Origin of the sequence: Streptomyces sp. ISL-1 (assembly GCF_018614585.1) — a bacterium.
In the GTDB taxonomy this organism is placed as follows: Bacteria; Actinomycetota; Actinomycetes; order Streptomycetales; family Streptomycetaceae; genus Streptomyces; species Streptomyces maoxianensis.
In genome coordinates, this window is record NZ_JAGGOI010000032.1 from 228,371 (window position 1) to 251,162 (window position 22,792).

A 22,792-nucleotide genomic window follows, 5' to 3' on the forward strand; every position below is an offset into this window, starting at 1 on the left:
GCCGGGGGAGCGGCCGGGACGGTCAGCCTGCCGCCCGCGCCGCCATCCGCGCCTTGCGCGCCGCGAGCTTCTCGTCGAACTTGCTCGCCTCGGAGTCCAGCCCGCCCATGTACAGGCCGAGCTCCTCCTGCGCCTTCAGGCCCTCCGGGCCCAGACCGTCGATGTCGAGCACCTTGAGGAAGCGCAGCACCGGCTGGAGCACGTCGTCGTGGTGGATCCGCATGTTGTAGATCTCGCCGATCGCCATCTGCGCGGCGGCCCGCTCGAAGCCCGGCATGCCGTGTCCCGGCATCCGGAAGTCGACCACGACGTCGCGCACGGCCTGCATCGTCAGATCGGGGGCGATCTCGAAGGCCGCGCCCAGCAGATTCCGGTAGAAGACCATGTGCAGGTTCTCGTCGGTCGCGATCCGCGCCAGCATCCGGTCGCAGACCGGATCGCCCGACTGGTGGCCGGTGTTGCGGTGCGAGACGCGCGTGGCGAGCTCCTGGAAGGCGACGTACGCGACCGAGTGCAGCATCGAGTGGCGGTTGTCGGACTCGAAGCCCTCCGCCATGTGTGCCATCCGAAACTGCTCCAACTTGTCCGGGTCGACAGCGCGCGAGGTGAGCAGGTAGTCGCGCATCACGATGCCGTGCCGGCCCTCCTCCGCGGTCCAGCGGTGCACCCAGGTGCCCCAGGCGCCGTCGCGGCCGAAGAGGCTGGCGATCTCGTGGTGATAGCTGGGGAGGTTGTCCTCGGTCAGCAGGTTCACGACCAGCGCGATCTTGCCGATGTCGGTGACCTTGGACTGCTCGGGCTCCCAGGCCTGGCCGTCCTCGAAGAAGCCGGGAAAGTTGCGTCCGTCGGTGAACGGGACGTACTCGTGCGGCATCCAGTCCTTGGCAACCTTGAGATGGCGGTTCAGTTCCTTCTCCACCACCTCTTCCAGCGCGTACAGCAGCCGGGCGTCAGTCCACGCTTCCGAGCCGCCGAGTTGGGGAGAGGTGATCGTCACTGGTACTCCTGGGGGACGGGGATAGCTACCTACGTATTCGTAGGTTACGAGACCGTAGGTTAAAGGTGCAGTAAGCCGTGGGCCAAGCCCGGATCCCCGATGTCCGGTTACGTTCCGTTATGCGTACAGGTCGCGGAGGCGTACGGAGAGGCAGGTCACGCAGCCTTCGAGCTTCTCGAACTCACTGATGTCCACCGTCACCGGCTGATAGCCGAGATCCGTGAACAGCTCCGCCGTCTTCGGCGCGCTCGCGGCCATCAGCAGCTTCCCGCCGCCGAGCAGCACCACATGCGCGCCCGACTCCTCCGGCACCGGGAGGTGGCGGGGGAAGACGGAGGGGGTGTCGACCAGCGGGGGGTAGCCGATGACGGTGGAGTCCGGCAGGGCGGTCACCGCCGACTTCAGATGCAGCACCTTGCTCACGGGCACAGGCACGACGCGGGCGCCCAGCGGCTCGAAGGCGGCGCGCAGCTGCTGCACCCCCGCGGCGTTGGTCCGGCCGCCCCGGCCCACATAGATCGTGTCGCCGATCTTGAGGACGTCGCCGCCGTCCAGGGTGCCCGGCTCCCACACCCAGTTCACCGAGCAGCCGAGCCGGGCGACGGCCTCCTCGACCGCTGTCGTCTCCGGCCGACGGGACTCGGCGCCAGGGCGGGCGATCAGCGCGACATTGCGGAACATCACCACGGTGTCCTCGATGAACACGCTGTCCGGGCAGTCGTCGGCCGGCTCCGTCTCGGCGGTCTCCCAGCCGTGCTCACGCAGGGTCTCCGCGTACGTCTCCCACTGCTGGAGCGCCAGATCGGCGTCGACCGGGGAGCGCTCGATATGGGTGACCAGGCCCTCGGCGAGGCGGGGGCCTGGACGGCGGATCAGGGCTTTCCTGCTGGGCACGGGGGGTTCTCCAGGGGGTCTGCGGTCCGGTCGCGCCCATCATGACCTGCCGCCCTGGGGGGATGGAATCCCTGGTGCGACGCGCGTGCGGCGCGCGTGCCAACGCGCGGGGGCACGGACAGCGAAGCGGGCGGCGCCAGGACGCCGGCACGCGTTCCCGTGGCGACCCGCACCGCGACCGACCCTGCCACCCGCCCTGCGACCTGTCCTGCCACCCGCCCCGCGGCCTGCCCTGCGGCCTGTCCCGCGACCAGCCCTGTGCCCGCCCTGCGGCCTGCCCTGCGAACCGGACCGCGACCCGCACGTTCACGCCATCGGCAGCTCACCGTCCCGTACCTCGTCCGCGGTGATGTCACGGAGTTCGCCGTCCAGCAGCAGCCAGCGCGTGATGCCGATCGACTCCAGGAACGGCACATCGTGACTCGCCACGATCAGCGCCCCCTCGTACGACTCCAGTGCCGCCGTCAGCTTCCGCACGCTCGCCATGTCCAGATTGTTCGTCGGCTCGTCGAGCATCAGCAGTTGCGGCGCCGGCTCGGCGAGCAGCAGCGCGGCGAGCGCCGCGCGGAACCGCTCCCCGCCCGACAGCGTCCCGGCGAGCTGGTCGGCGCGCCCGCCCCGGAACAGGAAGCGCGCCAGTCGCGCCCTGATCCGGTTGTTGGTGGCGTCCGGAGCGAACCGCGACACGTTCTCCACCAGGCTCAGCCCGTCGTCCAGCACATCCAGCCGCTGCGGCAGAAAGCGCAGCGGGACCTCGGCCGCTGCCTCACCGGCGACCGGTGCCAGCTCGCCGGTGATCGTGCGCAGCAGAGTCGTCTTGCCCGCTCCATTGCGGCCGACCAGCGCGATCCGCTCGGGGCCGCGGACCTCGAACTCTCCCTTCACCTCCGCTCCGTAGCGCAGCCGCAGCTCGCTCAGCCGCAGTACGCCCCGGCCCGGATGGACCTTGGTGTACGGCAGCTCGATACGGATCTCGTCGTCGTCCCGGACCGCCTCGGCGGCCTCGTCGAGCCGCTCCTTCGCCTCGGCAAGCTTCTCGGTGTGCATGATGCGGTGCTTGCCCGCCGACACCTGGGCCGCGCGTTTGCGCGCGCCCATGACGATCTTCGGCTCACGCTTGGCCTCCCACATCTTCTGCCCGTATCGCTTGCGGCGGGCCAACTTGGCGTGGGCGTCGGTCAGGTCACGCTTCTGCCGCTGTACGTCGGCCTCGGCGACGCGCACCATGCGCTCCGCGGCCTCCTGCTCGACGGCGAGCGCCTCCTCGTACGCGGAGAAGTTGCCGCCGTACCATGTGACCTCCCCGTCGCGCAGATCGGCGATCTGGTCGACCAGCTCGAGCAGTTCACGGTCGTGGCTGACCACGACCATCACGCCGGACCAGGCGGCGACCGCCTCGTACAGGCGTCTGCGGGCGTACAGATCGAGATTGTTGGTCGGCTCGTCGAGCAGCAGCACATCCGGCCCGGCCAGCAGCAGGGCCGCCAGCCGCAGCAGGACGCCCTCGCCGCCCGACACCTCGCCGATGGTCCGGTCGAGGCCGATATGGCCCAGCCCGAGCTGGTCGAGGGTGGCGCTCGCCCGCTCCTCGACGTCCCAGTCGTCGCCGACCGCCATGAAGTGCTCCTCGCTCGGATCGCCCGCTTCGATGGCGTGCAGCGCGACGCGCGTTCCGGCGATGCCCAGCACTTGGTCGACCCGCAATGCGGTGTCGAGCGCCAGGTTCTGCGGCAGGTATCCGACCTCGCCCGCGGTACGGACCGTTCCGCCCGCCGGCGTCAGTTCACCGGCGATCAGCCTGAGCAGCGTTGATTTTCCTGATCCGTTGAGTCCGATCAGGCCGGTTCTGCCCGGGCCCACCGCAAGTTGGAAATCGTCGAAAACCCTGGTGCCGTCCGGCCAGGCGAAGGCGAGGGAGGAGCAGGTGATATTGGTGGGGACAGTAGACATACGGGTCTCCCGGTTGCGTCGAAAAGGGCTTGGGCAACGGTTGGAGACACCGCAGCGCGGGCGACGGCCGCCGGAACAGGAAAGAAATGGGGCCCGGTCGGGGGACGGCTCGAACGCCGAGGTCGCACGCGAAGCGCACAGCATGCTTGAGGAAGCTGTGACGCACGGTGTCTCAAGACCTCAGACGAGCAACGTCCTACTCCGATCGACGACAACAGGACCGCTCCAGACGGTACGAGGGGGCTCTGGCGGCGTCAACGAATTATCGTGAGCGGGACAAGGAGGCGTCGCCGTGCCCAATGGATCGCTGTCGCTCCCCGCCCGGCTCTACGTTCTGGCCTGGGACACCGAGCGGATGACGCTCACCGGCGCCTGGCAGGTCGCCCATCTTCTACGGGCCGGAGCCCTCGCCGAGCTTGCCCAGCGCGGCTTGCTCGCCGACGACGACGGGGTGGCGGTGCCCGTCGGCGACAGCCGCACCGGCGACCCGGCACTCGACGGACTCCTTGAGCTGATCGAGGAGTCCAGGCCCCGCAAGTGGAAGCGCTGGGTGACGTTCCACCCCACATACACGCTCGAAGCGGTACGCACCCAACTGGCCGTGGCCGGCTATCTCCGCACGCGGCGCAGGCGGGTGCTCGGCGTCTTCCCCTCCGCGGAGTACGAACTGGACCGCCCGGACCTCGTGAAGTCGCTGCGCGACGAGGCGCGGAGCGTGCTTCTTGGCCCTCAGCCGGCCGCCGAGGTCTCCGACCGGGACGCGGCCCTCGTCGCGCTCGCCGCCGCGGCGGAGCTGCGCACGCTCGCAACCGGCAAGGAGCGAGGGCTCTACAGGAACCGGATCGAGGCGTTGACGGACCGCGGCGGCGCGTCCGTACCCGTACTGCGGAAGGTCATCGAGGAGGTGCGGACGGCGGTGATCGTCGCCGCGACATCGGAATCCGGCGCCAGGACGACCGGCGAGAACTGACGCCCCGCTGGGCCGTACGGTGACACCGGCCTCATACGGTGACACCAGCCTCAGAACTCAGCAGGCGTCGCGCAGCAGCTCGGCCAGATTGTGGTCGAGATCCAGGTAGTGATGCTCGCGGCCGGTGGGGACCATGGCCTGGACGCGTCTGAGGAAGCGGCGCAGCTCGCCGGTGCGGATATGCACGATCGCCACGCCCTCCGGGGCGTGGAACTCCACCACCGTGCGGTCGTAGCCGTAGGGCCTGACCCGTACGTCGCCGACGCCGACCGGTGTGTCGATGCCCGCCGCGAGCAGCTCACGCGAGAACGCCCAGGACACTTCGTTGCCCTCCAGCGTCGCCGAGGGCGGGAAGGCCATGCGTACGGCGAAGGGATCCTCGCGGTCGTACCGCAGTGTTGCCGGAACGGACTCCATCTGGGGCGCGGAGGCGACCAGGCGGGCCTGCACGGCCTGCTCGATGACGGTGGACAAGGCCTGCTCCTTCTTGCACAGCTCGCTGACGTCTCGCTGACACCTGAAGAGACGACAGACAGACGGAATCCGTGCATCGGGAGAGAGCGTGACGTGCGTCACCGTTCGGCGCAGGGCCCCGAATGGTCGCAATACGGTTCGTTGCCGCTCGCGCCGCAGCCGCAGAGCGTCACTCGCGTCTCGTGCCGGTCGCCCTGCGCGGTGCGGATGTGGAGATCGCCGCGCATGACGAGCTGCCCGGCGTGTGTCCGGCTGACGGTGGTCGGCCGGTCGGGCTCCTCGGCGGGGCCGCCGGAGAGCCGGTACCGCAGTGCGCCGGACGGGCAGCGGCGCACCACTTCGGCGACGCGGTCGGCGGCGGCGCCGTCGGGCTGCACCCAGGGCCGCCGGTCGAGGTCGAAGACCTGCGGGAGACCCCGTACGCACTCGGCCGCGTGCAGACAGCGCCGTGGCTCGAAGGTGACGGTGGCCTCGCGGGCTTCGTACGCCTTGGGCTCCTTGGGCTGGGACATGGGGCCAGCCTAGGCCCGTATTTCGCGGGTCGCTGATTCGGCTGGAGAGCGGGGCCGGGCAGTGTCCGGCACGGGCCCGTCAACGTTGGTCCGGGTGTGTCGATGACTTCCCGGTCCCCGCGGCCACGGACGGAACGCCCCCGTATGGAGTGCGTGATCGAGTCCGTGGTGACCAAGCGTTTGGGCGCTCTGCCCGTCGCTGCCGAGTTTCTGCGCCGGCTGGATGTTGCGGGGATCGTCGATGCCCTTTGCCCGCCCGATCCCCGGGCGGAGCTGACGCACGGCCAGGTGATCGAAGTGCTGGTGACCAACCGGCTGACCGCTCCGGCGCCGCTGTTCAGGGTCGGGGACTGGGCCCGCAGCTGGGCGGTGGCGGAGGTCTTCGGCGTCGAGGCCGACCTGCTGGGTGACGACCGCCTGGCGCGTGCTCTGGACGCCATCGCTCCGCACCTGGACCGGCTTGCCGGCAGCGTCGGGGCGGCCGCGATCGCCGGCTTCGGCATCGATGTGGCCCGCATCCACTGGGATATGACGAGCATGTCCGTGCACGGCGCCTACCCCGAGGCCGGGCAGGACGAGGACTACCCGGTGGTCAAGTTCGGGCATCCCAAGGACCGGCGGGTGGACTTGAAGCAGGTCCAGGCCGGCATCGGGGTGGCCGCCTACGGCGGCGTCCCGGTCTTCTCCCGCGTCCTTTCCGGCGGCGCCGGGGAGGTCTCCCAGGTCGTCGGCGCGATACAGGCCCTCAAGGCACTCGCCGGCGAGCGACGCCTGCTGATGGTCGCGGACTCCAAGCTGTACTCATGGGGCAACATCGGTGCGCTGCTGGCCGCCGAGGTGGACTTCATCGCGCCGGTACCGGCGTCCAGGATCGGCGACGAGTTCTGGGCCGGCCTGGACCTCCAGCAGGCCGCGCCGGTGGACTACACCGCCGAGCGGGAGGAGCACCTGCCGCCCGAGCAGCGCGGGCACTACCGCGTCCTTCAGGACATTCAGCGCATCCCCGGGCCACGCAAGCGCGATCCGGTGCTACAAGTGCGCCGGATCCTGGTGCACTCCACCGGTAACGCCGCCGGCCAGCGCCAAGCGCGCACCAAGCGGCTGGCCAAGGCCACAGCCGAACTGGAGAAGGTGCAGCGCGGGGCCGGTGGCCGCTACTACAACGCGGCTGAGAAGCTCGCCGCCCGGGTCGGGGTAATCGCCAAGACCCGCAGGGTCGCCTCCTGCCTGCGCACCGAGATCGGCACCGACGAGGAGGGCCGGCCGACCCTGGCCTGGCACTTCGATGAGCAGGTGCTGGCCGCGGAGGCGGCGGCCGACGGCTGGTACGCGCTGATCACCTCCCGCCCGATCGAGCAGGCCACACCCGCCCAAGTCCTGCTGGACTACAAGGGACAGGGCGACGCCGAGCGCCGCTACGGCGACTTCAAGGGGCCGCTGGCGGTCACCCCGGTGTTCGTCCAGCACAACCGGCGCGTCGCCGCCCTCGTCCAGGTGATCTGCCTGGCCCTGCTGGTGTTCTGCCTGATCGAGCGGCAGGTACGGCAGGCGCTGGAACGCGATGGAGACGGCACGATGCCCGGGATCTACCCGGGCCGCCGCCGAGTGCGGCCCACGGGCCGGATGATCCTGCATCACCTCGGTGAGCTCCAGCTACGCATCCGCGGGGCCACCGACCCGCCCACCCTCATCCTCAGCCAGGTCGTCCAGGTCGACCTCCTCGATCTGCTGGGGCTCGACGTGCGGCGTCCACGCTGGCTGCAGACCTGACGCTGTTGCACCCCGCTGGCCGGAGAGCTGGCCGACCTGCCTCCCGCGAGCCCAGTTGGCCGGCATGCCGGGCAAGACGCACGTGATGCTGGTCTCGCACGGCAAGTGGCTGGGCGGGAGGGTGAACGCTTTCCTGGACAAGAAGGACTGATCGACTGCCAGGGACGTTCCGATACAGGGGCCCACCTTGTGTCGAGAAGTTGCGGGCTCATAGATTGGCTTGATGGGCTTGATGGACAAACTGCGTGGCACGAAACGACCGCCCCGGGGCGTGGAGCCGTGTCCCGCGGAGGACGTCGTAGCTGCGCTGCTGGGACTGAACGGCCCGGACGTTCCGTGGGTCGTGCGCGACGGCACGGACGAGGGAGCGGACTTTGTAGCGGAGTGGCGGGTTGAGGAACCAACTTGGCAGTCGTTCTTCGCAAGCCGACAGGTGAACCGCACCCTCAGGATTCGGCTGCTGCTGATCCCGAAGCTCCACGAGGTGCAGGCCATCGAAGAACAGTGGGCGGTCAGCTGGGCCGCTGGGCCGGCCTCGGCATCCCTCTCCCGCGAATGGGGCCGGGGGCCGGGGCGGCGGGTCACCAAGACGTGGACGATCGGGCGCGGCTCCGACGGCCGTCTGCAGGCCACTGAGTCGTACCACTTCGACAGCAACGACATGAAGCGTCCGGTGCAGAACGCCGTACTCGAGGCGGGCTGGACGTGGCGCGGCGTACTGTCCAAGAGTTTCTGACCGGAGATCCGGGTTCCTGCACCTGCCGGCGACCCGTGGAAGAACGGGGGCAGGCATGGCGTCCGACGAGAGCGCGCCACACGTCCAGCTGAACCAGCTCGACGGCGGGGGAGGGTACGCGCCGGTCGGTGGCCCGGGCGGCGGAGGCAACTCCAACCTGGCGTCCACGAAGAGCGGCAAGAGGAAAGCCGCCAACCACATCGAAACCGACCTGGCGCCGGCCACTAAGAAGGCGGGCGCCCTCGCCGACTCCGACACCGGCGGCGTGACCGGCGTCGTGCAGGGTCCGGGCATCCCGACGAACCCGTCGATCAACCCCAGCGCCGCGGGCAGTCCCTCGGCCGGCGGCGGTGCGTTCGCCGACTGGTCGCTGCAGAGCGGGCTGACGGAGGCGCACTCGGCGTGGGAGAGCCAGGTCAGGAACCTGCTGAACCGGCTCACTTCGGAACGGGACGCGCTGCGAGCGACGAACAACATCCTCCACGGAAACGACGGCGATACGGGTCTGCAGCTCCAGGGTGTGAAGACCCCGCACAGCAAGCTCAGCGACCTGTATTGAGCCCGGCCAAGGGGGCCTTTATGACGCTCACCTATCACGACATCATGACCGCGGATCTCTCGCGGCTGTCGGGTGCCTCGAAGTCCTGGAAGAAGATGGGTGATCGCTTCGGCGCGCTGCAGATCAATTACAACGACCATGTGCGGGGCCTGTCCGACGGCACGTGGCGCGGGGTGGCCTTCGAGGCCTACGGCACGGCGTCGAGCAACACTCACTTCGAGTTCGGTGCGGCGAAGAATGAGGCCCACGCCATTTCGTCGATCCTGGACGACGCCCATACGCAGCTGACCAGCTCCAGGAAGGCGTTGTCGGACTACGTCGACGATCTGCTTGCCAAGGGCTACAAGGTGAGCGCTGCGGGCGAGGTCACCTTCGAGGCTGCCAGCCCGGAGGAGAAGCGGGGACTGGTCCAGTCAGGCAGCTGGTCGACCGTCATGGACAACGTCGCAAAGGCCAACGCCGCGATCAAGAAGTCCGTCAAGGACATCAACGACTTCGACGCGGGTATCAAGATCGCCCTCGAAGCGGCGGTCGTGGAGCGGCAGAACAAGGGCGCACCGGGCGGCTTCAACGCTGACGCCAAGGACGTGATCCCGAAGGCCCCACCGAAGGACGAAAAGGCCGGCACGAAGACCGACGGCGGCTGGAATGCCGACGGTAAGTCCAAGGCCACCGGCCCGGACGCCGGATTCTCCGCCACCGGCCCGGCTTATGGCAAAGAAGGCATGCTAAAGGCGTACGGCGACCTCTTCCATGTCACTGCGGAAGGTGAGGTGACCAACGGAGACTTCAAACTCTCCGGGGTCGCCGATGGCTACGGGGGTGCGAGGGCGACGGGGACCGCAGGCTTCTCGCAGACCGGTGCAAGCGCCAGTGTCGAGGCGTCCGCTGGAGTGCGCGCGTTGGCCGAGGGGCGTGCCGGGAACGACTTCGGCAGTGTTTACGCCCGGGGAACCGGATTCGCCGGGGCCGAGGCCGGTGCTGATTTCGGTCTCGGTGCGGACGGGTTCAACGCCGAAGTGAAAGCCTTCGCCGGTGCTAAAGCAGGTGGCGCCCCCGGCGTTGAGGCCGGCGGAATCGGCATCGGCGTGACGGGAGAGGCCTGGGCCGGCGCGGGCGTTGAGGGCGACCTGATCTTCGGGGAGAGGAACGGCGACGGTAAATTCCACATCGGCGCTGAGTTGGGCGCTGCACCGGGGCTCGGTGGAAAGTTGGGTATGGAATTCACCGTCGACCCGGGCAAGGTGGTCGACACTGCCAAGGATGCCGGCGGCGCGCTGAAGGATCTGGGCGGCGATGTCGTAGGCGGGGTCAAGAGTCTGTTCTGAAAAACGTACGGGGAGGCACTACTCCCGGAAGGAAGGCTAGTGATGTCCGCGAGATTGCCGGTGCCCATCGAATTCCAACTCCCGGAAGGGTGGAGCGCCGCAGACCCCGAACAGGCCGACGCGTCCGGCGTGGCCTTCGCCGCGCTGCACCCGGAGCTCGACGACGGGTTCGCGGCCAACATCACCATCGACGGCGAGTATCGTCCGGACGAGGCGCCGCTGGCCGAGATCGCCGATGGGTCGGTGCAGCGGATGCGCGAGATCGCCGACTCGGTGGCGGTGGCCAACCGCAAGGAGATCGGCTCCGCCGACGCCCCCGGCCTGACGCAGACCATGACGTTCGCGGCGGAAGCGGGGGGCGTACGCCGCGCCCTCGTCCAGATCCAGGTCTATCTCGCCATGCTCGATGTCCACGACCCCGCCAAGCGCGCGGTGATCCGCCTGGCCCTGACTGCTACCCCGGCTCAGCTCGACAACGTCCTCGGCGACTTCAGGCAGTTCGTGGAAACAGTCCGACCCGACACGGGGCGGACGTCTTAGGCGCTCTCGGCGCCTCGGTGCGCCTCACATCGGCTTGTCGTCGACCTTGATGTCGAAGTCGACCTTGTTGTCGCTCTTGACGCGCTTGGTGGTGACCGTGAGTCCGAAGCGGGTGCCGTCGTCGGCAGTAAGGGTGCACCGGGTGTGCGCGCCCTTCTCCGCCTTCAGCTCTTTGGGGCATTCGACCTTTTTGGGGGATTGGCCGACCTGCTTCGTCAGGGCATCGTCAACCTGCTTCTCCAGTTCCTTCGTCCCCACGGAGTCAGTGGACGACCCGGCACTGAAGCTGCAGGCGACAAGGGCCAGCGAGCCGATGGCCGTTGCCGCTGCAATGCGGATGAATCCGCGCACGATTTCCCCTCACTTTCGATATCAGCGCGCCAGGCTACCAGTGCTTTCCGGCACCGCGTCCATGGCCCGCGATGAGCCGCGTGGGCGCGGGCTCTGCGGCCCGCTTACTCGCCCTCTGCCGTCACTGCACCGCCCGCCGCTCCGCCGCAGCCGCGATACACGCGTCCACGCCGCCGTGTCCGTGTCCTCATTCGCTGTCATGTCACATAGGGTGACATTCGGCTCAGCAAACTCGACTGCAAACCCCGCCGGCGCGAGCACCTGCTCGAGATCGAGGTCCCCGCGCTCGTCGTCCACGGCCGCCGCGACCGGTTCTTCCCCGTCGGCAACGGCGAGGCGATCGCCCGCGAGATCCCCGGGGCACGGCTGCTCGTCCTCAAGGAGGCCGCTATCGCGATCCCCGATGCGGCGGTCGGCGAGGTCGCCGAGGCGATGCTCACGCTCGGATAGAGGACGGTGGGTGCCGTCGATCCATGGCCCGTAAACCCACGGCTTCTGCCGTCAGCGCTCCACGTCGAACGTCGTAGTCAGCACGGAAGTGCGGCCACATGCAACTGGAGTATTCCCGACCACACGACCCCACCAGCAAGATCACGAACAGCACCCGCAGCGACCCGCGAAATGCGGGGCTAGGACGCCGCTGGGCGGCGGTCATGCCGCGGGCGCCGGTGACGGAACCCGCGCCGGCCGGCTGGTCCGGCCTCACTTCCGCCAGAACAGGTGGTGCGTCACGCCGCTCTGGCTGGGCACGACGTCCTGGTGGAACCGGTCGAGCAGCTCATCGGGGGACTCCCACAGCCGGGCCCCGGAGCCGAGCTTTGGCGGCAAGACCGCCACATGCAGGGTGTCGACGAGGTCGGCCTCGAGGAACTGCCGGATGATCGTGGCCCCACCGCCAAGCCGGACGTCCTGGCCCTGCGCCGCCTCCTTCGCCTGGGCGAGCACCGCGGCCGGGTCGCCGTCGACGAAGTGGAACGTGGTGTCGGAGAGCGTGAACGACGGGCGCTTGTGGTGCGTCATGACGAACACCGGCGTGTGGAACGGGGGCTCGTCACCCCACCACCCCTGCCACTCCTGGTCCTGCCAGGGCCCGCGCTGCGGCCCGAACTTGTTGCGGCCCATGATCTCGGCGCCGATGTTGCGGGCGTAGTCCCGCGTGAAGTAGTCGTCCAGACCTCGGCTGCCACCGGGTTCGGAGCGGTTGATGGGTGGGTGGTCGGTGGCAATGGCCCAGGCGAACATGTTCCCCGGATCGGCATGGCCGAACGGCTTCTCGAGGCTCTGGCCCTCGCCGGCGCCGAACCCGTCGCTCGAGACGGTGAAGTTCTGGACCCGCAGCAACTGGCTGATGTCGCTCCTCCTGCTTCGCGCTTTCTGATCATTTGACGAACGGTAGACCGGCCGGGCCGGGAAAACTCATCGCCGCATCGTGCAGTTCTCATCGAGCTCCCGCAGCCGCGCGCCGGGCGACGACTCCCCGGTGGTCGTCCCCCGGCGCGGCCGCGTACGGCTCACCGGGCGAGCGTCCAGCGGGAGCGGCGGGTCTTCCGGCCCTTGCTTTCGCCGCGGGCGGCCGCGGCCTGGCGGGCCAGCTCCCGGTTGGTCACCAGCACTTCGATCACCTGGCCGTGCGTCAGCTCCGCCCGGGGATCGGGCGGGCAAAGGGCATCGACGATCCCCGCAACATCCAGCCGGCGCAGAAACTCGGCAGCGACGGGCTGAGCGCCCAAACGCTTGGTCACCACGGACTCGATCACGCACTCCATACGGGGGCGTTCCGTCCGTGGCCGCGGGGACCGGGAAGTCATCGACACACCCGGACCAACGTTGACAGGCCCGTGCCGGACACTGCCCGGCCCCGCTCTCCAGCCGAATCAGCGACCCGCGAAATACGGGCCTAGGAACGCGGGCCAGCGGCCGCACTCTGGACGGGGTCGGGCGGGTGGGCTAGCTTCCAGCGCCATGACGTCCATGGGGAAGACGAGACGAACGGTGTCGGTGGGACTGTGCGCGGCGGCGGTGGCCGCGGCGCTGGCCGCACCGGCGCAGGCGGCCGAGCGGACCGGTAGCGATGTGGACAGCAGGAAAGGGCCGAGCTGGAACCTGAAGGACACCGGCGCCGACGTACGGTTCAGGGGCCTCGCGGCGGTCAGCCGCAAGGCCGCCTGGGTCGCGGGCTCGAAGGGTACGGTGCTGCGCACCGCGGACGGCGGCGGAAGCTGGCGGAACGTCTCCCCGCCGGGTGCGGGCGAGCTGGAGTTCCGCGACATCGAGGCATTCGACAACCGCCGCGCGGTGGTGCTGGCCATCGGGGAGGGCGAGGCGTCCAGGGTCTTTCGCACCGAGGACGGCGGGGCGAGCTGGACCGAGTCCTTCCGCAACACCGACCCGAAGGCCTTCTACGACTGCGTCACCTTCTTCGACAGCCGGCACGGCCTCGCCATGAGCGATCCGGTGGACGGCAAGTACCGCATCCTGTCCACCGGCGACGGCGGAAAGTCGTGGAAGGTACTGCCGAACGCCGGGATGCCGGCGGCGCTGCCGGGCGAGGCAGGCTTCGCGGCCAGCGGTCAGTGCCTGGTCAGCTCCGGGCCGAAGGACGTCTGGCTGGCGACCGGCGGCGGCGCCACGGCGCGCGTGCTGCACTCCGCCGACCGCGGTCTGAACTGGACCGCCGCCGAATCGACCGTCCCGGCCGGGGATCCGGCGCGTGGCGTCTTCGGGCTCGCCTTCCGTGACCGGTCCCATGGCATCGCGGTGGGCGGCGACTACCGCGCGGGCCAGGCCTCCCCGAACGCCGGAGCGGTCAGCGGGGACGGCGGCCGCAGCTGGCAGCAGTCGAAGACACCGCCTCCGGCCTACCGATCCGGCGTGGCCTGGCTGCCGCACGGCGGGTCGGCCGCGCTCGCCGTCGGACCGACCGGGACCGACCTGACGCTCGACGGAGGCCGCAGCTGGCGCACGGTCGACACCGGTTCGTACGACACGGTCGACTGCACGACCGACTTCGGGTGCTGGGCATCGGGCGAGAAGGGCCGCGTCGCCCGGCTGGAGTTCTAGGAGTTCCAGACCGCCCTACAAGGGCAACTGCTGCTTGTACGGGGCGAGTTCGGGCGCGGTCTTCGTCGCGATGAACTCCGTGATCCGGTACACGCACACACCGCCGACCGTGAAGGGGTCGGCCGCCGCGATCTGCTCGATCCGCGCGCGGTCGTCCCCGACGGCCAGGATCACCCCGCCGTCGCGCGGGTTCTTGCGGCCCGACGCGATGAACACGCCCTCCTCGTACAGCGCGTCCAGCCAGGCCACATGTGCCTCGAGGAGCTCGTCCACGCGCTCGACCGGTGCGGTGTAGGTCAATTCCAGTACGAACATGATCGTCAGGCTACGGCACCTCGATATCGAGCCGCGGTCATAGGGTGGGCGGCATCATGAAGATCATCGAGACGCCCGCAGACTGGCCCGCCGACGAGAGTGCGGCCCGGGCCGTCCAGGACGAACTGCGCACCCGCGTCGTCCTGGACGAGCCGGGTCCGTGGCCGGGTGCGGGCCTGGTGACCGGCGTCGATGTGGCGTACGACGACGAGCACGATGTCGTCGCCGCGGCGGCCGTCGTCCTGGAAGCGGCGACACTCACGGTCGTCGAGGAGGCCACCGCGGTGGGCCGGGTCGCCTTCCCCTACGTGCCCGGGCTGCTGGCCTTCCGGGAGATCCCGGCCGTGCTCGCCGCCCTGGAGTCCCTCACCCGCAACCCCGGTCTCGTCGTCTGCGACGGCTACGGCCGGGCGCACCCCCGCCGGTTCGGGCTCGCCAGCCATCTCGGCGTGCTGACCGGGCTACCGGTCATCGGCGTCGCCAAGAACCCCTTCACCTTCAGCTATGGCGAACTGGGGCCGCGACGGGGCGACTTCGCGGCGCTGCGCGCGGAGGACGGTGAGGAGGTCGGCCGGGCGCTGCGCACCCAGGACGGCGTCAAGCCGGTCTTCGTCTCCGTCGGCCACCGCACGACGCTCGACAACGCCTGCGCGCACACCCTGCGCCTCGCGGCCGACTACCGGCTGCCCGAGAGCACACGGCTGGCCGACCGGCTGTGCCGGCGCGCCCTGGCGGAGGCGACCGCGTAGGCGCCGGCAGCGAAGCGAGTACCTGGGTACCGGCGCCCGCGCACTGAGTATCCGAGCGGATGCCGGGAGCCGGGCGCGATCGGCATCCTCCCTGGCATGACGACCCACATGGCGCACAGCGCAACCGAGATCACCCCCCACCCCGTCGAGCGCATCGTGACAGCCGTGCTCAGCCTGGCCGCCCTCGTGGGTTTCGGCTGGGTGGGGTCGATGGTCTACACGGCGCTGTCCGGCTGACCTTCCCGCCCCTGATCGGCCGGCTCCCGGGCTCCTCAGCGCGTGGCGGCCACCCGGAACCGGATGCCGGCCGCCCGCAGCCGCTCGATGAGCGCATCACCCATCGCGACCGTCGTGGTGACCTGCCCCGCGGTGCCGGGGAGGTCGTCGAAGGCCAGGCACAGCGCCGACTCGGCGAGCATCTTCGCCGTCTCGTCGTAGCCCGGATCGCCGCCCGAAACCTCCGTGAACACCGTGCGGCCGCCGCCCTCGCCCACGAAACGCACCGAGAACCAGCTCTTCGCCCTGCGCCGCTCGTCCGGACCCTCACCCGGCTTGATCCGGTCCGACAACCAGCGCCTGGCAGGCGGCAGTTGGGCCAGACCCAAGAGCGCGCCCACGGCCGCCGTACCACCTGCCGCCATCGGAAGCGTGCGGACCGCCGCGTAGTGCCGGTAGCGGAAGTCCGGGCCGTACCGCGGCAGTGCCCGCGCCGAGCGCGCCACGATCTGCGGGTCCATCGTCGGCAGCGGCAGCGCCCACGCGCCGGTCTCCCGGCTGAACCGCGGCCCGCCGAGCGGGGCCCGCGCCCGCCGTCCCACCAGCCTTGGCTCGTGCAGCCGCCGGTCGTGCGCTGCCCGCAGCATCTGCCGGCCGCGGCTCATCGCGGTGAGCGCGGAGGCAAACGTCCCGCCGGAGAAGGTGCCGTTGGAGCTCACGAACCCGTCGACGCGCAGCGGCACGTCCTCGGGAAGGTGCTGGACGGTGAAGTACGCGCCCAGGTCGTGCGGCACGGAGTCGAAGCCGCAGGCGTGGATGAGCCGCGCCCCGGTCTCCCGGGCCCGCGCGTCATGGCGTACGTACATCAGGTCCACGAACTCGGCCTCGCCGGTCAGGTCGGCATAGTCGGTGCCCGCCTCCGCGCAGGCGGCCACCAGCGGCTCGCCGTACCTGAGGTAGGGGCCGACGGTCGTTGCCACCACATGGGTGGACTCGGCGAGTTCGCGCAGCGCGTCGGGGTCGTCCGCGTCCGCCTCGATCAGCGGCAGCTCGGCGCAGCCGGGATGCTCGGCGGCCAGGCGCTCGCGCAGCCGCTCCAGCTTCTGCCGGCTGCGGCCCGCGACGGCCCAGCGGCATCCGTCGGGCGCATGCGCCGCGAGGTATTCCGCGGTGAGCACGCCGACGAAGCCCGTCGCTCCGTAGAGCACGATGTCGTACGGGCGCTGCGCGCGACCGGTCCCGTTCTGCCTGTTCAATGGCCCCTCCGCCGTTGCCCCCGCGGTCGTGTGGTGGCTGAGGCTAGCGTGCGAACGGGGTCGGGAAGAAGATGCGTTTCCCATCGGTAACCTGCCCGGCCGCGCGGCCGGGCCCTCCGCCGCGCCGGTCCGGCCGCGGCGATCCGGGCGCGCCGCCGCACGGGAGTAGGCTGCGCACAATTCTAAGCGCTTGCTCGGCTCGGGGCCTTGTGCCGAGTGGAACGCGTTCTTACCATCACTGGTGTTACATCAGTTGTGTCACAGTGCTGGGGGCTTGATGGCAGCGATGGGCAAAGGCCCGCTGGCCGGAGTGCGAGTGGTCGAACTGGCGGGCATCGGGCCCGGTCCGTTCGCCGCCATGCTCCTGGCCGACCTGGGCGCCGATGTCGTACGGGTCGACCGGCCCGGCGGCTCGGGGCTGAGCATCGATCCGGCGTACGACCTCACCAACCGCAACAAACGCTCCGTACTGATCGACCTCAAGGCGGCGGACGGCCCCGGCCAGGTCCTCGATCTGGCCGAGCGGGCCGACGTACTGATCGAGGGCTACCGGCCCGGCGTCGCCGAACGGCTCGGCGTCGGGCCGCAGCAGTGCCTCGCCCGCAATCCGAGCCTGGTGTACGGGCGGATGACAGGCTGGGGCCAGGAGGGACCGCTCGCCCAGCGCGCCGGACACGACATCGCGTACATCGCCGTCACCGGCACCCTCGGCATGATCGGCAAGCCCGACGAGCCGCCGGCGGTCCCGGCCAACCTCGTCGGCGACTACGCCGGCGGCTCGCTCTACCTTGTCGTCGGAGTGCTCGCGGCCCTGCAGCACGCCCGCAGCGAGGGCGGGTCCGGCCAGGTCGTGGACGCGGCGATCGTCGACGGGGCCGCCCATCTCGCCACGATGATCCACGGGATGATGGCGGCCGGCGGCTGGCAGGACCGGCGCGGGGCGAATCTGCTCGACGGGGGCTGCCCCTTCTACGGCAACTACGAGACCGCCGACGGCCAGTACATGGCCGTCGGCGCACTGGAGCAGCAGTTCTACAACGAGTTCATCGAACTGCTCGGCATCAAGGACGAGGTACCGGCTCGTAAGGACTTCGCCCGCTGGGACGAGCTGCGCGCGGCCGTCGCCGCCCGCTTCAAGACCGGGACGCGCGAGGAGTGGACGGCCGTCTTCGAGGGCTCGGACGCCTGCGTCGCCCCGGTGCTCTCGTTGCGGGAAGCCCCCTCGCACCCGCATCTCGCGGCCCGCGGAACCTTCGTCGACCACGGCGGACTCACCCAGCCCGCGCCGGCGCCCCGTTTCTCCGCCACACCCGGCTCCGTGTACCGGAGCCCCGCCCGGCCGGGCGCCGACACCGCGGAAGTGGCGCGCGACTGGGACCTGCCCGGCCTCGAACCCGCCAAGGAGGAGGACCGATGAAGCGTCAGATTTTCACCGCCGAGCAGGACGCGTTCCGCGAGACCGTGCGCACCTTTCTCGCCAAGGAGGTCCTGCCGCATTACGAGCAGTGGGAGAAGGACGGCATCGTCAGCCGGGGCGCCTGGCTGGCCGCGGGGAAGCAGGGCCTGCTCGGACTCGCCGTGCCCGAGGAGTACGGAGGCGGCGGTAACGCAGACTTCCGCTACAGCGCCGTCCTGGCCGAGGAGTTCACCCGGGCGGGCGCGGCCGGGCTCGCGATCGGACTGCACAACGACATCATCGGCCCCTACCTCACCGGCCTCGCGACCGATGAGCAGAAGCGGCGCTGGCTGCCCGGCTTCTGCAGCGGCGAGATCATCACCGCCATCGCGATGACCGAGCCGGGCGCGGGCTCCGACCTCCAGGGCATCCGCACCGCCGCCGAGGACCATGGCGATCACTGGATCCTCAACGGCTCCAAGACCTTCATCTCCAACGGCATCCTCGCCGACCTGGTGGTCGTCGTCGCCAAGACCACCCCCGAGGGCGGAGCCAAGGGCCTCTCGCTGCTGGTCGTCGAACGCGGCATGGACGGCTTCGAGCGCGGCCGCAACCTCGACAAGATCGGCCAGAAGTCCCAGGACACGGCCGAGCTGTTCTTCAACGACGTACGCGTCCCCAAGGAGAATCTGCTCGGCGAGCTGAATGGCGCCTTCGTCCATCTGATGACGAATCTCGCGCAGGAGCGGATGGGCATCGCGGTCTCCGGGATCGCCGGGGCAGAGTATCTGCTCGAAATCACCACCCAGTACGTCAAGGAGCGCGAGGCCTTCGGGCGGCCGCTCTCCAAGCTTCAGCACATCCGCTTCGAGATCGCCGAAATGGCCACCGAATGCGCCGTCACCCGTTCGTTCCTCGACCGCTGCATTGTGGATCACTCGAACGGGGAACTGGACGCAGTACACGCGTCGATGGCCAAATGGTGGGCCACCGAACTGCAAAAGCGTGTCGCCGACCGCTGCCTGCAATTGCACGGCGGCTACGGGTATATGACGGAATACCGCGTCGCCAAGGCTTTCACGGATGGCCGTATCCAGACGATCTACGGCGGTACGACCGAGATCATGAAGGAAATCATCGGCCGTTCACTTCTCGCCTGACCCTCATTGAAAGGCTGCTGTCTTGAGTACCGAAGCGTATGTGTACGACGCGATCCGCACCCCGCGCGGACGCGGCAAGGCCAATGGCGCCCTGCACGGCACCAAGCCGATCGACCTCGTGGTCGGTCTGATCCACGAAATCCGCGACCGTTTCCCGGGCCTCGACCCGGCGGCGATCGACGACATCGTCCTCGGCGTCGTGGGCCCCGTCGGGGACCAGGGCTCCGACATCGCCCGTATCTCGGCCATCGCCGCCGGGCTGCCCGACACGGTCGCGGGCGTACAGGAGAACCGCTTCTGCGCCTCGGGGCTCGAGGCCGTCAACATGGCCGCGATGAAGGTCCGTTCGGGCTGGGAGGATCTGGTCCTCGCGGGCGGCGTCGAGTCGATGTCGCGGGTGCCGATGGCCTCCGACGGCGGCGCCTGGTTCGCCGACCCCATGACCAACTACGAGACGGGCTTCGTCCCGCAGGGCATCGGCGCCGACCTCATCGCCACCATCGAGGGCTTCTCCCGCCGGGATGTCGACGAGTACGCCGCGCTCTCCCAGGAGCGGGCCGCCGACGCCTGGAAGGACGGCCGCTTCGACCGCTCCGTCGTCCCGGTCCGCGACCGTAACGGCCTGGTCGTCCTCGACCACGACGAGCACGTGCGCCCCGGCACCACCGCGGACACCCTCGCCGCGCTCAAGCCCTCGTTCGCGGGCATCGGCGAGATGGGCGGCTTCGACGCGGTGGCGCTGCAGAAGTACCACTGGGTGGAGAAGATCGACCACGTGCACCACGCGGGCAACTCCTCCGGCATCGTCGACGGTGCGGCGCTCGTCGCGATCGGCACGAAGGAGGTCGGCGAGCGGTACGGACTGACCCCGCGCGCCCGGATCGTCTCCGCCGCGGTCTCCGGCTCCGAGCCGACCATCATGCTCACCGGCCCGGCGCCCGCCACCCGCAAGGCGCTCGCCAAGGCCGGGCTGACGATCGACGACATCGACCTCGTCGAGATCAACGAGGCGTTCGCCGGTGTCGTCCTGCGCTTCGCCCGCGACATGGACCTGCCGCTGGACAAGATCAATGTCAACGGCGGCGCGATCGCCCTGGGCCACCCGCTCGGCGCCACGGGAGCGATGATCCTCGGCACCGTCATCGACGAACTGGAGCGCCAGGACAAGCGGTACGGCCTGGTCACACTCTGCGTCGGCGGCGGCATGGGCATCGCGACGGTGGTCGAGCGCCTGTAGCCGTACGGCCCCGGCGCACCGTCCACAAGGGCGCGCATGCGCGGCGGCCGCCTCGCGACCTTCCGGGCCCCGGCCCGATCAGACCTCATGGAGACTTCGCAATGACCGAGAGCACCACCATCCGCTGGGAGCGGAGCGACGACGGCGTCGTCACCCTCGTCCTCGACGACCCCAACCAGTCCGCCAACACGATGAACCAGGCCTTCAAGGACTCCATCGCGGCGATCGCCGAGCGCGCGGAGGCCGAGAAGGACTCCATCCGCGGCATCATCTTCACCTCCGCCAAGAAGACCTTCTTCGCGGGCGGCGACCTCAAGGACATGATCAAGGTCGGTCCGGAGAGCGCCGAGCAGGTCTTCGACACCGGCATGGCCATCAAGCACGCCCTGCGCACGATCGAGACCCTCGGCAAGCCCGTCGTCGCCGCGATCAACGGCGCGGCGCTGGGCGGCGGTTACGAGATCGCCCTCGCCTGCCACCACCGCGTCGCCCTCGACGCGCCCGGCTCCAAGATCGGCCTGCCCGAGGTCACCCTCGGCCTGCTGCCGGCGGGCGGCGGCGTCACCCGTACCGTACGGCTGATGGGCATCGCGGACGCGCTGCTGAAGGTGCTGCTGCAGGGTACGCAGTACTCGCCCCAGCGGGCCCTGGAAAACGGTCTGGTCCACGAAGTGGCCGCCACCACCGACGAGATGCTCGCCAAGGCGCACGCCTTCATCGACGCCAACCCCGAGTCCCAGCAGCCCTGGGACGTCAAGGGCTACAAGATCCCCGGCGGCACCCCGTCGAACCCGCGGTTCGCCGCCAACCTCCCCGCCTTCCCCGCGAATCTGAAGAAGCAGACCGCCGGGGCCCCCTATCCCGCCCCGCGCAATATCCTCGCGGCGGCCGTCGAGGGTTCCCAGGTCGACTTCGAGACCGCCCAGACGATCGAGGCGCGGTACTTCACCGAGCTGGTCACCGGCCGGATCGCCAAGAACATGATCCAGGCCTTCTTCTTCGACCTGCAGGCGGTCAACTCCGGCGCCAACCGACCCGCGGGCATCGAGCCGCGCCCGGTCCGCAAGGTCGCCGTACTCGGCGCGGGGATGATGGGCGCGGGCATCGCGTACTCCTGCGCCCGCGCGGGCATCGAGGTGGTGCTCAAGGACGTGTCCCTGGACGCGGCCGAGAAGGGCAAGGGCTACTCCGAGCAGCTGCTCGCGAAGGCGCTCGCCCGGGGCCGTACGACCGAGGCCAAGCGGGACGCGCTGCTCGCCCGCATCACGCCGACCGCGGAACCCGCCGATCTCGCGGGCTGCGACGCAGTGATCGAGGCGGTGTTCGAGGACACCGCACTCAAGCAGAAGGTGTTCCAGGAGATCCAGGACGTCATCGAGCCGGACGCGCTGCTGTGCTCCAACACCTCGACCCTGCCCATCACCGTGCTCGCCGAAGGCGTGTCCCGGCCCGTCGACTTCGTTGGGCTGCACTTCTTCTCGCCCGTCGACAAGATGCCGCTCGTCGAGATCATCAAGGGTGAGCGCACCGGCGACGAGGCGCTGGCCCGCGCCTTCGACCTGGTCCGCCAGATCAACAAGACGCCGATCGTCGTCAATGACTCGCGCGGCTTCTTCACCTCGCGCGTGATCGGCCAGTTCATCAACGAGGGCGTGGCGATGATCGGCGAGGGCGCCGACCCCGCCTCGGTCGAGCAGGCCGCCGCGCAGGCCGGGTACCCGGCGAAGGTGCTCTCGCTGATGGACGAGCTGACGCTCACCCTGCCGCGCAAGATCCGCAACGAGACGAAGCGCGCGACCGAGGAGGCCGGCGGCACCTGGTCCGGGCACCCGGCGGACGCCGTGATCGACCGGATGGTCGACGAGTTCGGTCGCACGGGCCGCAGCGGCGGGGCGGGCTTCTACGAGTACGGCGACGACGGCAAGCGGTCCGGCCTGTGGCCGGGCCTGCGCGAGCACTTCACGCGCTCGGATGTGGACGTGCCCTTCGAGGACATGAAGGAGCGGATGCTCTTCTCGGAGGCCCTGGACTCGGTCCGCTGCCTTCAGGAGAACGTGCTGACGTCGGTCGCCGACGCCAACATCGGTTCCATCATGGGCATCGGCTTCCCGGCCTGGACGGGTGGCGTGCTGCAGTACATCAATGGCTATGAGGGCGGTCTGCCCGGTTTCGTGGCGCGCGCCCGGGAACTCGCCGGGCGCTACGGCGACCGCTTCGACCCGCCGGCGCTGCTGATCGAGAAGGCGGAGCGGGGCGAGAAGTTCGGCGACGAGGCCTGACCTCGCGGGCCGGGGCCGCGTTCACCGCCGAGTGGTACGACCG

Annotated in this window: 23 protein-coding genes; 13 read left to right on the forward strand and 10 right to left on the reverse strand. The window is 69.8% G+C overall.

Features of this window, described 5'->3' with window-relative positions; translation table 11 throughout:
- Positions 1 to 22: 22 nt before the first annotated feature.
- The 3 genes from J7E87_RS23920 to J7E87_RS23930 form a co-directional block, all read right to left on the reverse strand.
- On the reverse strand, positions 23 to 997 hold the full coding sequence (locus J7E87_RS23920; protein ID WP_215096535.1) for an acyl-ACP desaturase: 975 nt from the start codon (positions 995 to 997) through the stop codon (positions 23 to 25).
- 117 nt (positions 998 to 1,114) lie between these two features.
- The gene (ddaH, locus tag J7E87_RS23925) at positions 1,115 to 1,891 is read right to left on the reverse strand and encodes a dimethylargininase (RefSeq protein ID WP_215096536.1); all 777 of its coding nucleotides are present in this window, start codon (positions 1,889 to 1,891) and stop codon (positions 1,115 to 1,117) included.
- Between the two features lie 306 nt (positions 1,892 to 2,197).
- Positions 2,198 to 3,841, reverse strand: coding sequence for an ABC-F family ATP-binding cassette domain-containing protein (locus J7E87_RS23930; RefSeq protein WP_215096537.1), 1,644 nt, complete (start codon positions 3,839 to 3,841; stop codon positions 2,198 to 2,200).
- Between the two features lie 292 nt (positions 3,842 to 4,133).
- Between J7E87_RS23930 and J7E87_RS23935 the strand changes: the two genes are divergently transcribed.
- A complete protein-coding gene (locus J7E87_RS23935; protein ID WP_215096538.1) occupies positions 4,134 to 4,811 on the forward strand; it encodes a GPP34 family phosphoprotein in 678 nt (225 codons plus the stop codon).
- 57 nt (positions 4,812 to 4,868) lie between these two features.
- On the opposite strand, the gene J7E87_RS23940 is transcribed toward J7E87_RS23935, so the two are convergent.
- Together J7E87_RS23940 and J7E87_RS23945 are read right to left on the reverse strand one after the other, a co-directional pair.
- Positions 4,869 to 5,285 carry an SsgA family sporulation/cell division regulator gene (locus tag J7E87_RS23940; protein ID WP_215096539.1) on the reverse strand — a complete coding sequence of 139 codons (417 nt, stop codon included), beginning with the start codon at positions 5,283 to 5,285 and terminating at the stop codon, positions 4,869 to 4,871.
- Between the two features lie 98 nt (positions 5,286 to 5,383).
- Positions 5,384 to 5,797, reverse strand: a complete 414-nt coding sequence (locus J7E87_RS23945) for a (4Fe-4S)-binding protein (RefSeq protein WP_215096540.1) — start codon at positions 5,795 to 5,797, stop codon at positions 5,384 to 5,386.
- 153 nt (positions 5,798 to 5,950) lie between these two features.
- On the opposite strand from J7E87_RS23945, the gene J7E87_RS23950 reads away from it, so the two are divergent.
- The 5 genes from J7E87_RS23950 (at position 5,951) to J7E87_RS23970 (ending at position 10,730) form a co-directional block, all read left to right on the forward strand.
- Complete coding sequence (locus J7E87_RS23950) at positions 5,951 to 7,567, forward strand: IS1634 family transposase (protein WP_308313052.1); 1,617 nt, start codon at positions 5,951 to 5,953, stop codon at positions 7,565 to 7,567.
- Between the two features lie 223 nt (positions 7,568 to 7,790).
- Positions 7,791 to 8,303: a hypothetical protein gene (locus J7E87_RS23955; protein ID WP_215096541.1), complete on the forward strand. Its 513-nt coding sequence runs from the start codon at positions 7,791 to 7,793 to the stop codon at positions 8,301 to 8,303.
- A gap of 55 nt (positions 8,304 to 8,358) precedes the next feature.
- Positions 8,359 to 8,862, forward strand: coding sequence for a hypothetical protein (locus J7E87_RS23960; RefSeq protein WP_215096542.1), 504 nt, complete (start codon positions 8,359 to 8,361; stop codon positions 8,860 to 8,862).
- Between the two features lie 20 nt (positions 8,863 to 8,882).
- Positions 8,883 to 10,190: a hypothetical protein gene (locus tag J7E87_RS23965; protein WP_215096543.1), complete on the forward strand. Its 1,308-nt coding sequence runs from the start codon at positions 8,883 to 8,885 to the stop codon at positions 10,188 to 10,190.
- 42 nt (positions 10,191 to 10,232) lie between these two features.
- Complete coding sequence (locus tag J7E87_RS23970) at positions 10,233 to 10,730, forward strand: hypothetical protein (protein WP_215096544.1); 498 nt, start codon at positions 10,233 to 10,235, stop codon at positions 10,728 to 10,730.
- Positions 10,731 to 10,754: 24 nt separating this feature from the next.
- On the opposite strand, the gene J7E87_RS23975 is transcribed toward J7E87_RS23970, so the two are convergent.
- From J7E87_RS23975 to J7E87_RS23985, 3 genes are all read right to left on the reverse strand, one after another.
- The gene (locus J7E87_RS23975; protein ID WP_215096545.1) at positions 10,755 to 11,081 is read right to left on the reverse strand and encodes a DUF4333 domain-containing protein; all 327 of its coding nucleotides are present in this window, start codon (positions 11,079 to 11,081) and stop codon (positions 10,755 to 10,757) included.
- 702 nt (positions 11,082 to 11,783) lie between these two features.
- A complete protein-coding gene (locus J7E87_RS23980) occupies positions 11,784 to 12,431 on the reverse strand; it encodes a dihydrofolate reductase family protein (protein ID WP_215096635.1) in 648 nt (215 codons plus the stop codon).
- A gap of 161 nt (positions 12,432 to 12,592) precedes the next feature.
- A complete protein-coding gene (locus tag J7E87_RS23985) occupies positions 12,593 to 12,838 on the reverse strand; it encodes a DUF4277 domain-containing protein (protein ID WP_215096546.1) in 246 nt (81 codons plus the stop codon).
- Positions 12,839 to 13,043: 205 nt separating this feature from the next.
- Here J7E87_RS23985 and J7E87_RS23990 point away from each other — a divergent pair, with 205 nt between their 5' ends.
- Entirely contained in the window at positions 13,044 to 14,141 is a 1,098-nt protein-coding gene (locus J7E87_RS23990; protein WP_215096547.1) for an oxidoreductase, read from the forward strand.
- Positions 14,142 to 14,156: 15 nt separating this feature from the next.
- Here J7E87_RS23990 and J7E87_RS23995 read toward each other — a convergent pair whose 3' ends face one another.
- A complete protein-coding gene (locus J7E87_RS23995) occupies positions 14,157 to 14,456 on the reverse strand; it encodes a YciI family protein (protein WP_215096548.1) in 300 nt (99 codons plus the stop codon).
- A gap of 56 nt (positions 14,457 to 14,512) precedes the next feature.
- Here J7E87_RS23995 and J7E87_RS24000 point away from each other — a divergent pair, with 56 nt between their 5' ends.
- Together J7E87_RS24000 and mmpA are read left to right on the forward strand one after the other, a co-directional pair.
- Positions 14,513 to 15,205, forward strand: coding sequence for an endonuclease V (locus J7E87_RS24000; protein WP_215096549.1), 693 nt, complete (start codon positions 14,513 to 14,515; stop codon positions 15,203 to 15,205).
- 96 nt (positions 15,206 to 15,301) lie between these two features.
- A complete protein-coding gene (mmpA, locus tag J7E87_RS24005) occupies positions 15,302 to 15,442 on the forward strand; it encodes a morphogenic membrane protein MmpA (RefSeq protein WP_215096550.1) in 141 nt (46 codons plus the stop codon).
- A gap of 35 nt (positions 15,443 to 15,477) precedes the next feature.
- Here the strand turns inward: mmpA and J7E87_RS24010 are convergent, their stop codons facing one another.
- Positions 15,478 to 16,677: a trans-acting enoyl reductase family protein gene (locus J7E87_RS24010; RefSeq protein ID WP_215096551.1), complete on the reverse strand. Its 1,200-nt coding sequence runs from the start codon at positions 16,675 to 16,677 to the stop codon at positions 15,478 to 15,480.
- Positions 16,678 to 16,954: 277 nt separating this feature from the next.
- On the opposite strand from J7E87_RS24010, the gene J7E87_RS24015 reads away from it, so the two are divergent.
- The 4 genes from J7E87_RS24015 to J7E87_RS24030 all read left to right on the forward strand — a co-directional run bounded on the left by J7E87_RS24015 (position 16,955) and on the right by J7E87_RS24030 (position 22,749).
- On the forward strand, positions 16,955 to 18,094 hold the full coding sequence (locus tag J7E87_RS24015; RefSeq protein WP_215096552.1) for a CaiB/BaiF CoA-transferase family protein: 1,140 nt from the start codon (positions 16,955 to 16,957) through the stop codon (positions 18,092 to 18,094).
- Positions 18,091 to 19,233 (forward strand): acyl-CoA dehydrogenase family protein, encoded by a 1,143-nt coding sequence (locus tag J7E87_RS24020; protein ID WP_215096553.1) that lies wholly within the window; start codon positions 18,091 to 18,093, stop codon positions 19,231 to 19,233. Before J7E87_RS24015 ends, J7E87_RS24020 begins: the two co-directional genes overlap by 4 nt.
- 22 nt (positions 19,234 to 19,255) lie before the next feature.
- The gene (locus J7E87_RS24025) at positions 19,256 to 20,470 is read left to right on the forward strand and encodes an acetyl-CoA C-acetyltransferase (protein ID WP_215096554.1); all 1,215 of its coding nucleotides are present in this window, start codon (positions 19,256 to 19,258) and stop codon (positions 20,468 to 20,470) included.
- A gap of 101 nt (positions 20,471 to 20,571) precedes the next feature.
- Positions 20,572 to 22,749, forward strand: coding sequence for a 3-hydroxyacyl-CoA dehydrogenase NAD-binding domain-containing protein (locus J7E87_RS24030; RefSeq protein WP_215096555.1), 2,178 nt, complete (start codon positions 20,572 to 20,574; stop codon positions 22,747 to 22,749).
- The last annotated feature ends 43 nt before the right edge of the window (positions 22,750 to 22,792 follow it).

Bases quoted from the DNA above. Each gene is read 5' to 3' on its own strand.
- J7E87_RS23995 (WP_215096548.1), bottom strand. From the start codon at position 14,456: ATGTTCGTACTGGAATTGACCTACACCGCACCGGTCGAGCGCGTGGAC.
- J7E87_RS24020 (WP_215096553.1), top strand. From the start codon at position 18,091: ATGAAGCGTCAGATTTTCACCGCCGAGCAGGACGCGTTCCGCGAGACC.
- J7E87_RS23970 (WP_215096544.1), top strand. From the start codon at position 10,233: ATGTCCGCGAGATTGCCGGTGCCCATCGAATTCCAACTCCCGGAAGGG.
- J7E87_RS24000 (WP_215096549.1), top strand. From the start codon at position 14,513: ATGAAGATCATCGAGACGCCCGCAGACTGGCCCGCCGACGAGAGTGCG.
- J7E87_RS23990 (WP_215096547.1), top strand. From the start codon at position 13,044: ATGACGTCCATGGGGAAGACGAGACGAACGGTGTCGGTGGGACTGTGC.
- J7E87_RS23965 (WP_215096543.1), top strand. From the start codon at position 8,883: ATGACGCTCACCTATCACGACATCATGACCGCGGATCTCTCGCGGCTG.
- J7E87_RS24030 (WP_215096555.1), top strand. From the start codon at position 20,572: ATGACCGAGAGCACCACCATCCGCTGGGAGCGGAGCGACGACGGCGTC.
- J7E87_RS23945 (WP_215096540.1), bottom strand. From the start codon at position 5,797: ATGTCCCAGCCCAAGGAGCCCAAGGCGTACGAAGCCCGCGAGGCCACC.
- J7E87_RS24015 (WP_215096552.1), top strand. From the start codon at position 16,955: ATGGCAGCGATGGGCAAAGGCCCGCTGGCCGGAGTGCGAGTGGTCGAA.
- J7E87_RS23955 (WP_215096541.1), top strand. From the start codon at position 7,791: ATGGGCTTGATGGACAAACTGCGTGGCACGAAACGACCGCCCCGGGGC.
- J7E87_RS23960 (WP_215096542.1), top strand. From the start codon at position 8,359: ATGGCGTCCGACGAGAGCGCGCCACACGTCCAGCTGAACCAGCTCGAC.
- mmpA (WP_215096550.1), top strand. From the start codon at position 15,302: ATGACGACCCACATGGCGCACAGCGCAACCGAGATCACCCCCCACCCC.
- J7E87_RS23930 (WP_215096537.1), bottom strand. From the start codon at position 3,841: ATGTCTACTGTCCCCACCAATATCACCTGCTCCTCCCTCGCCTTCGCC.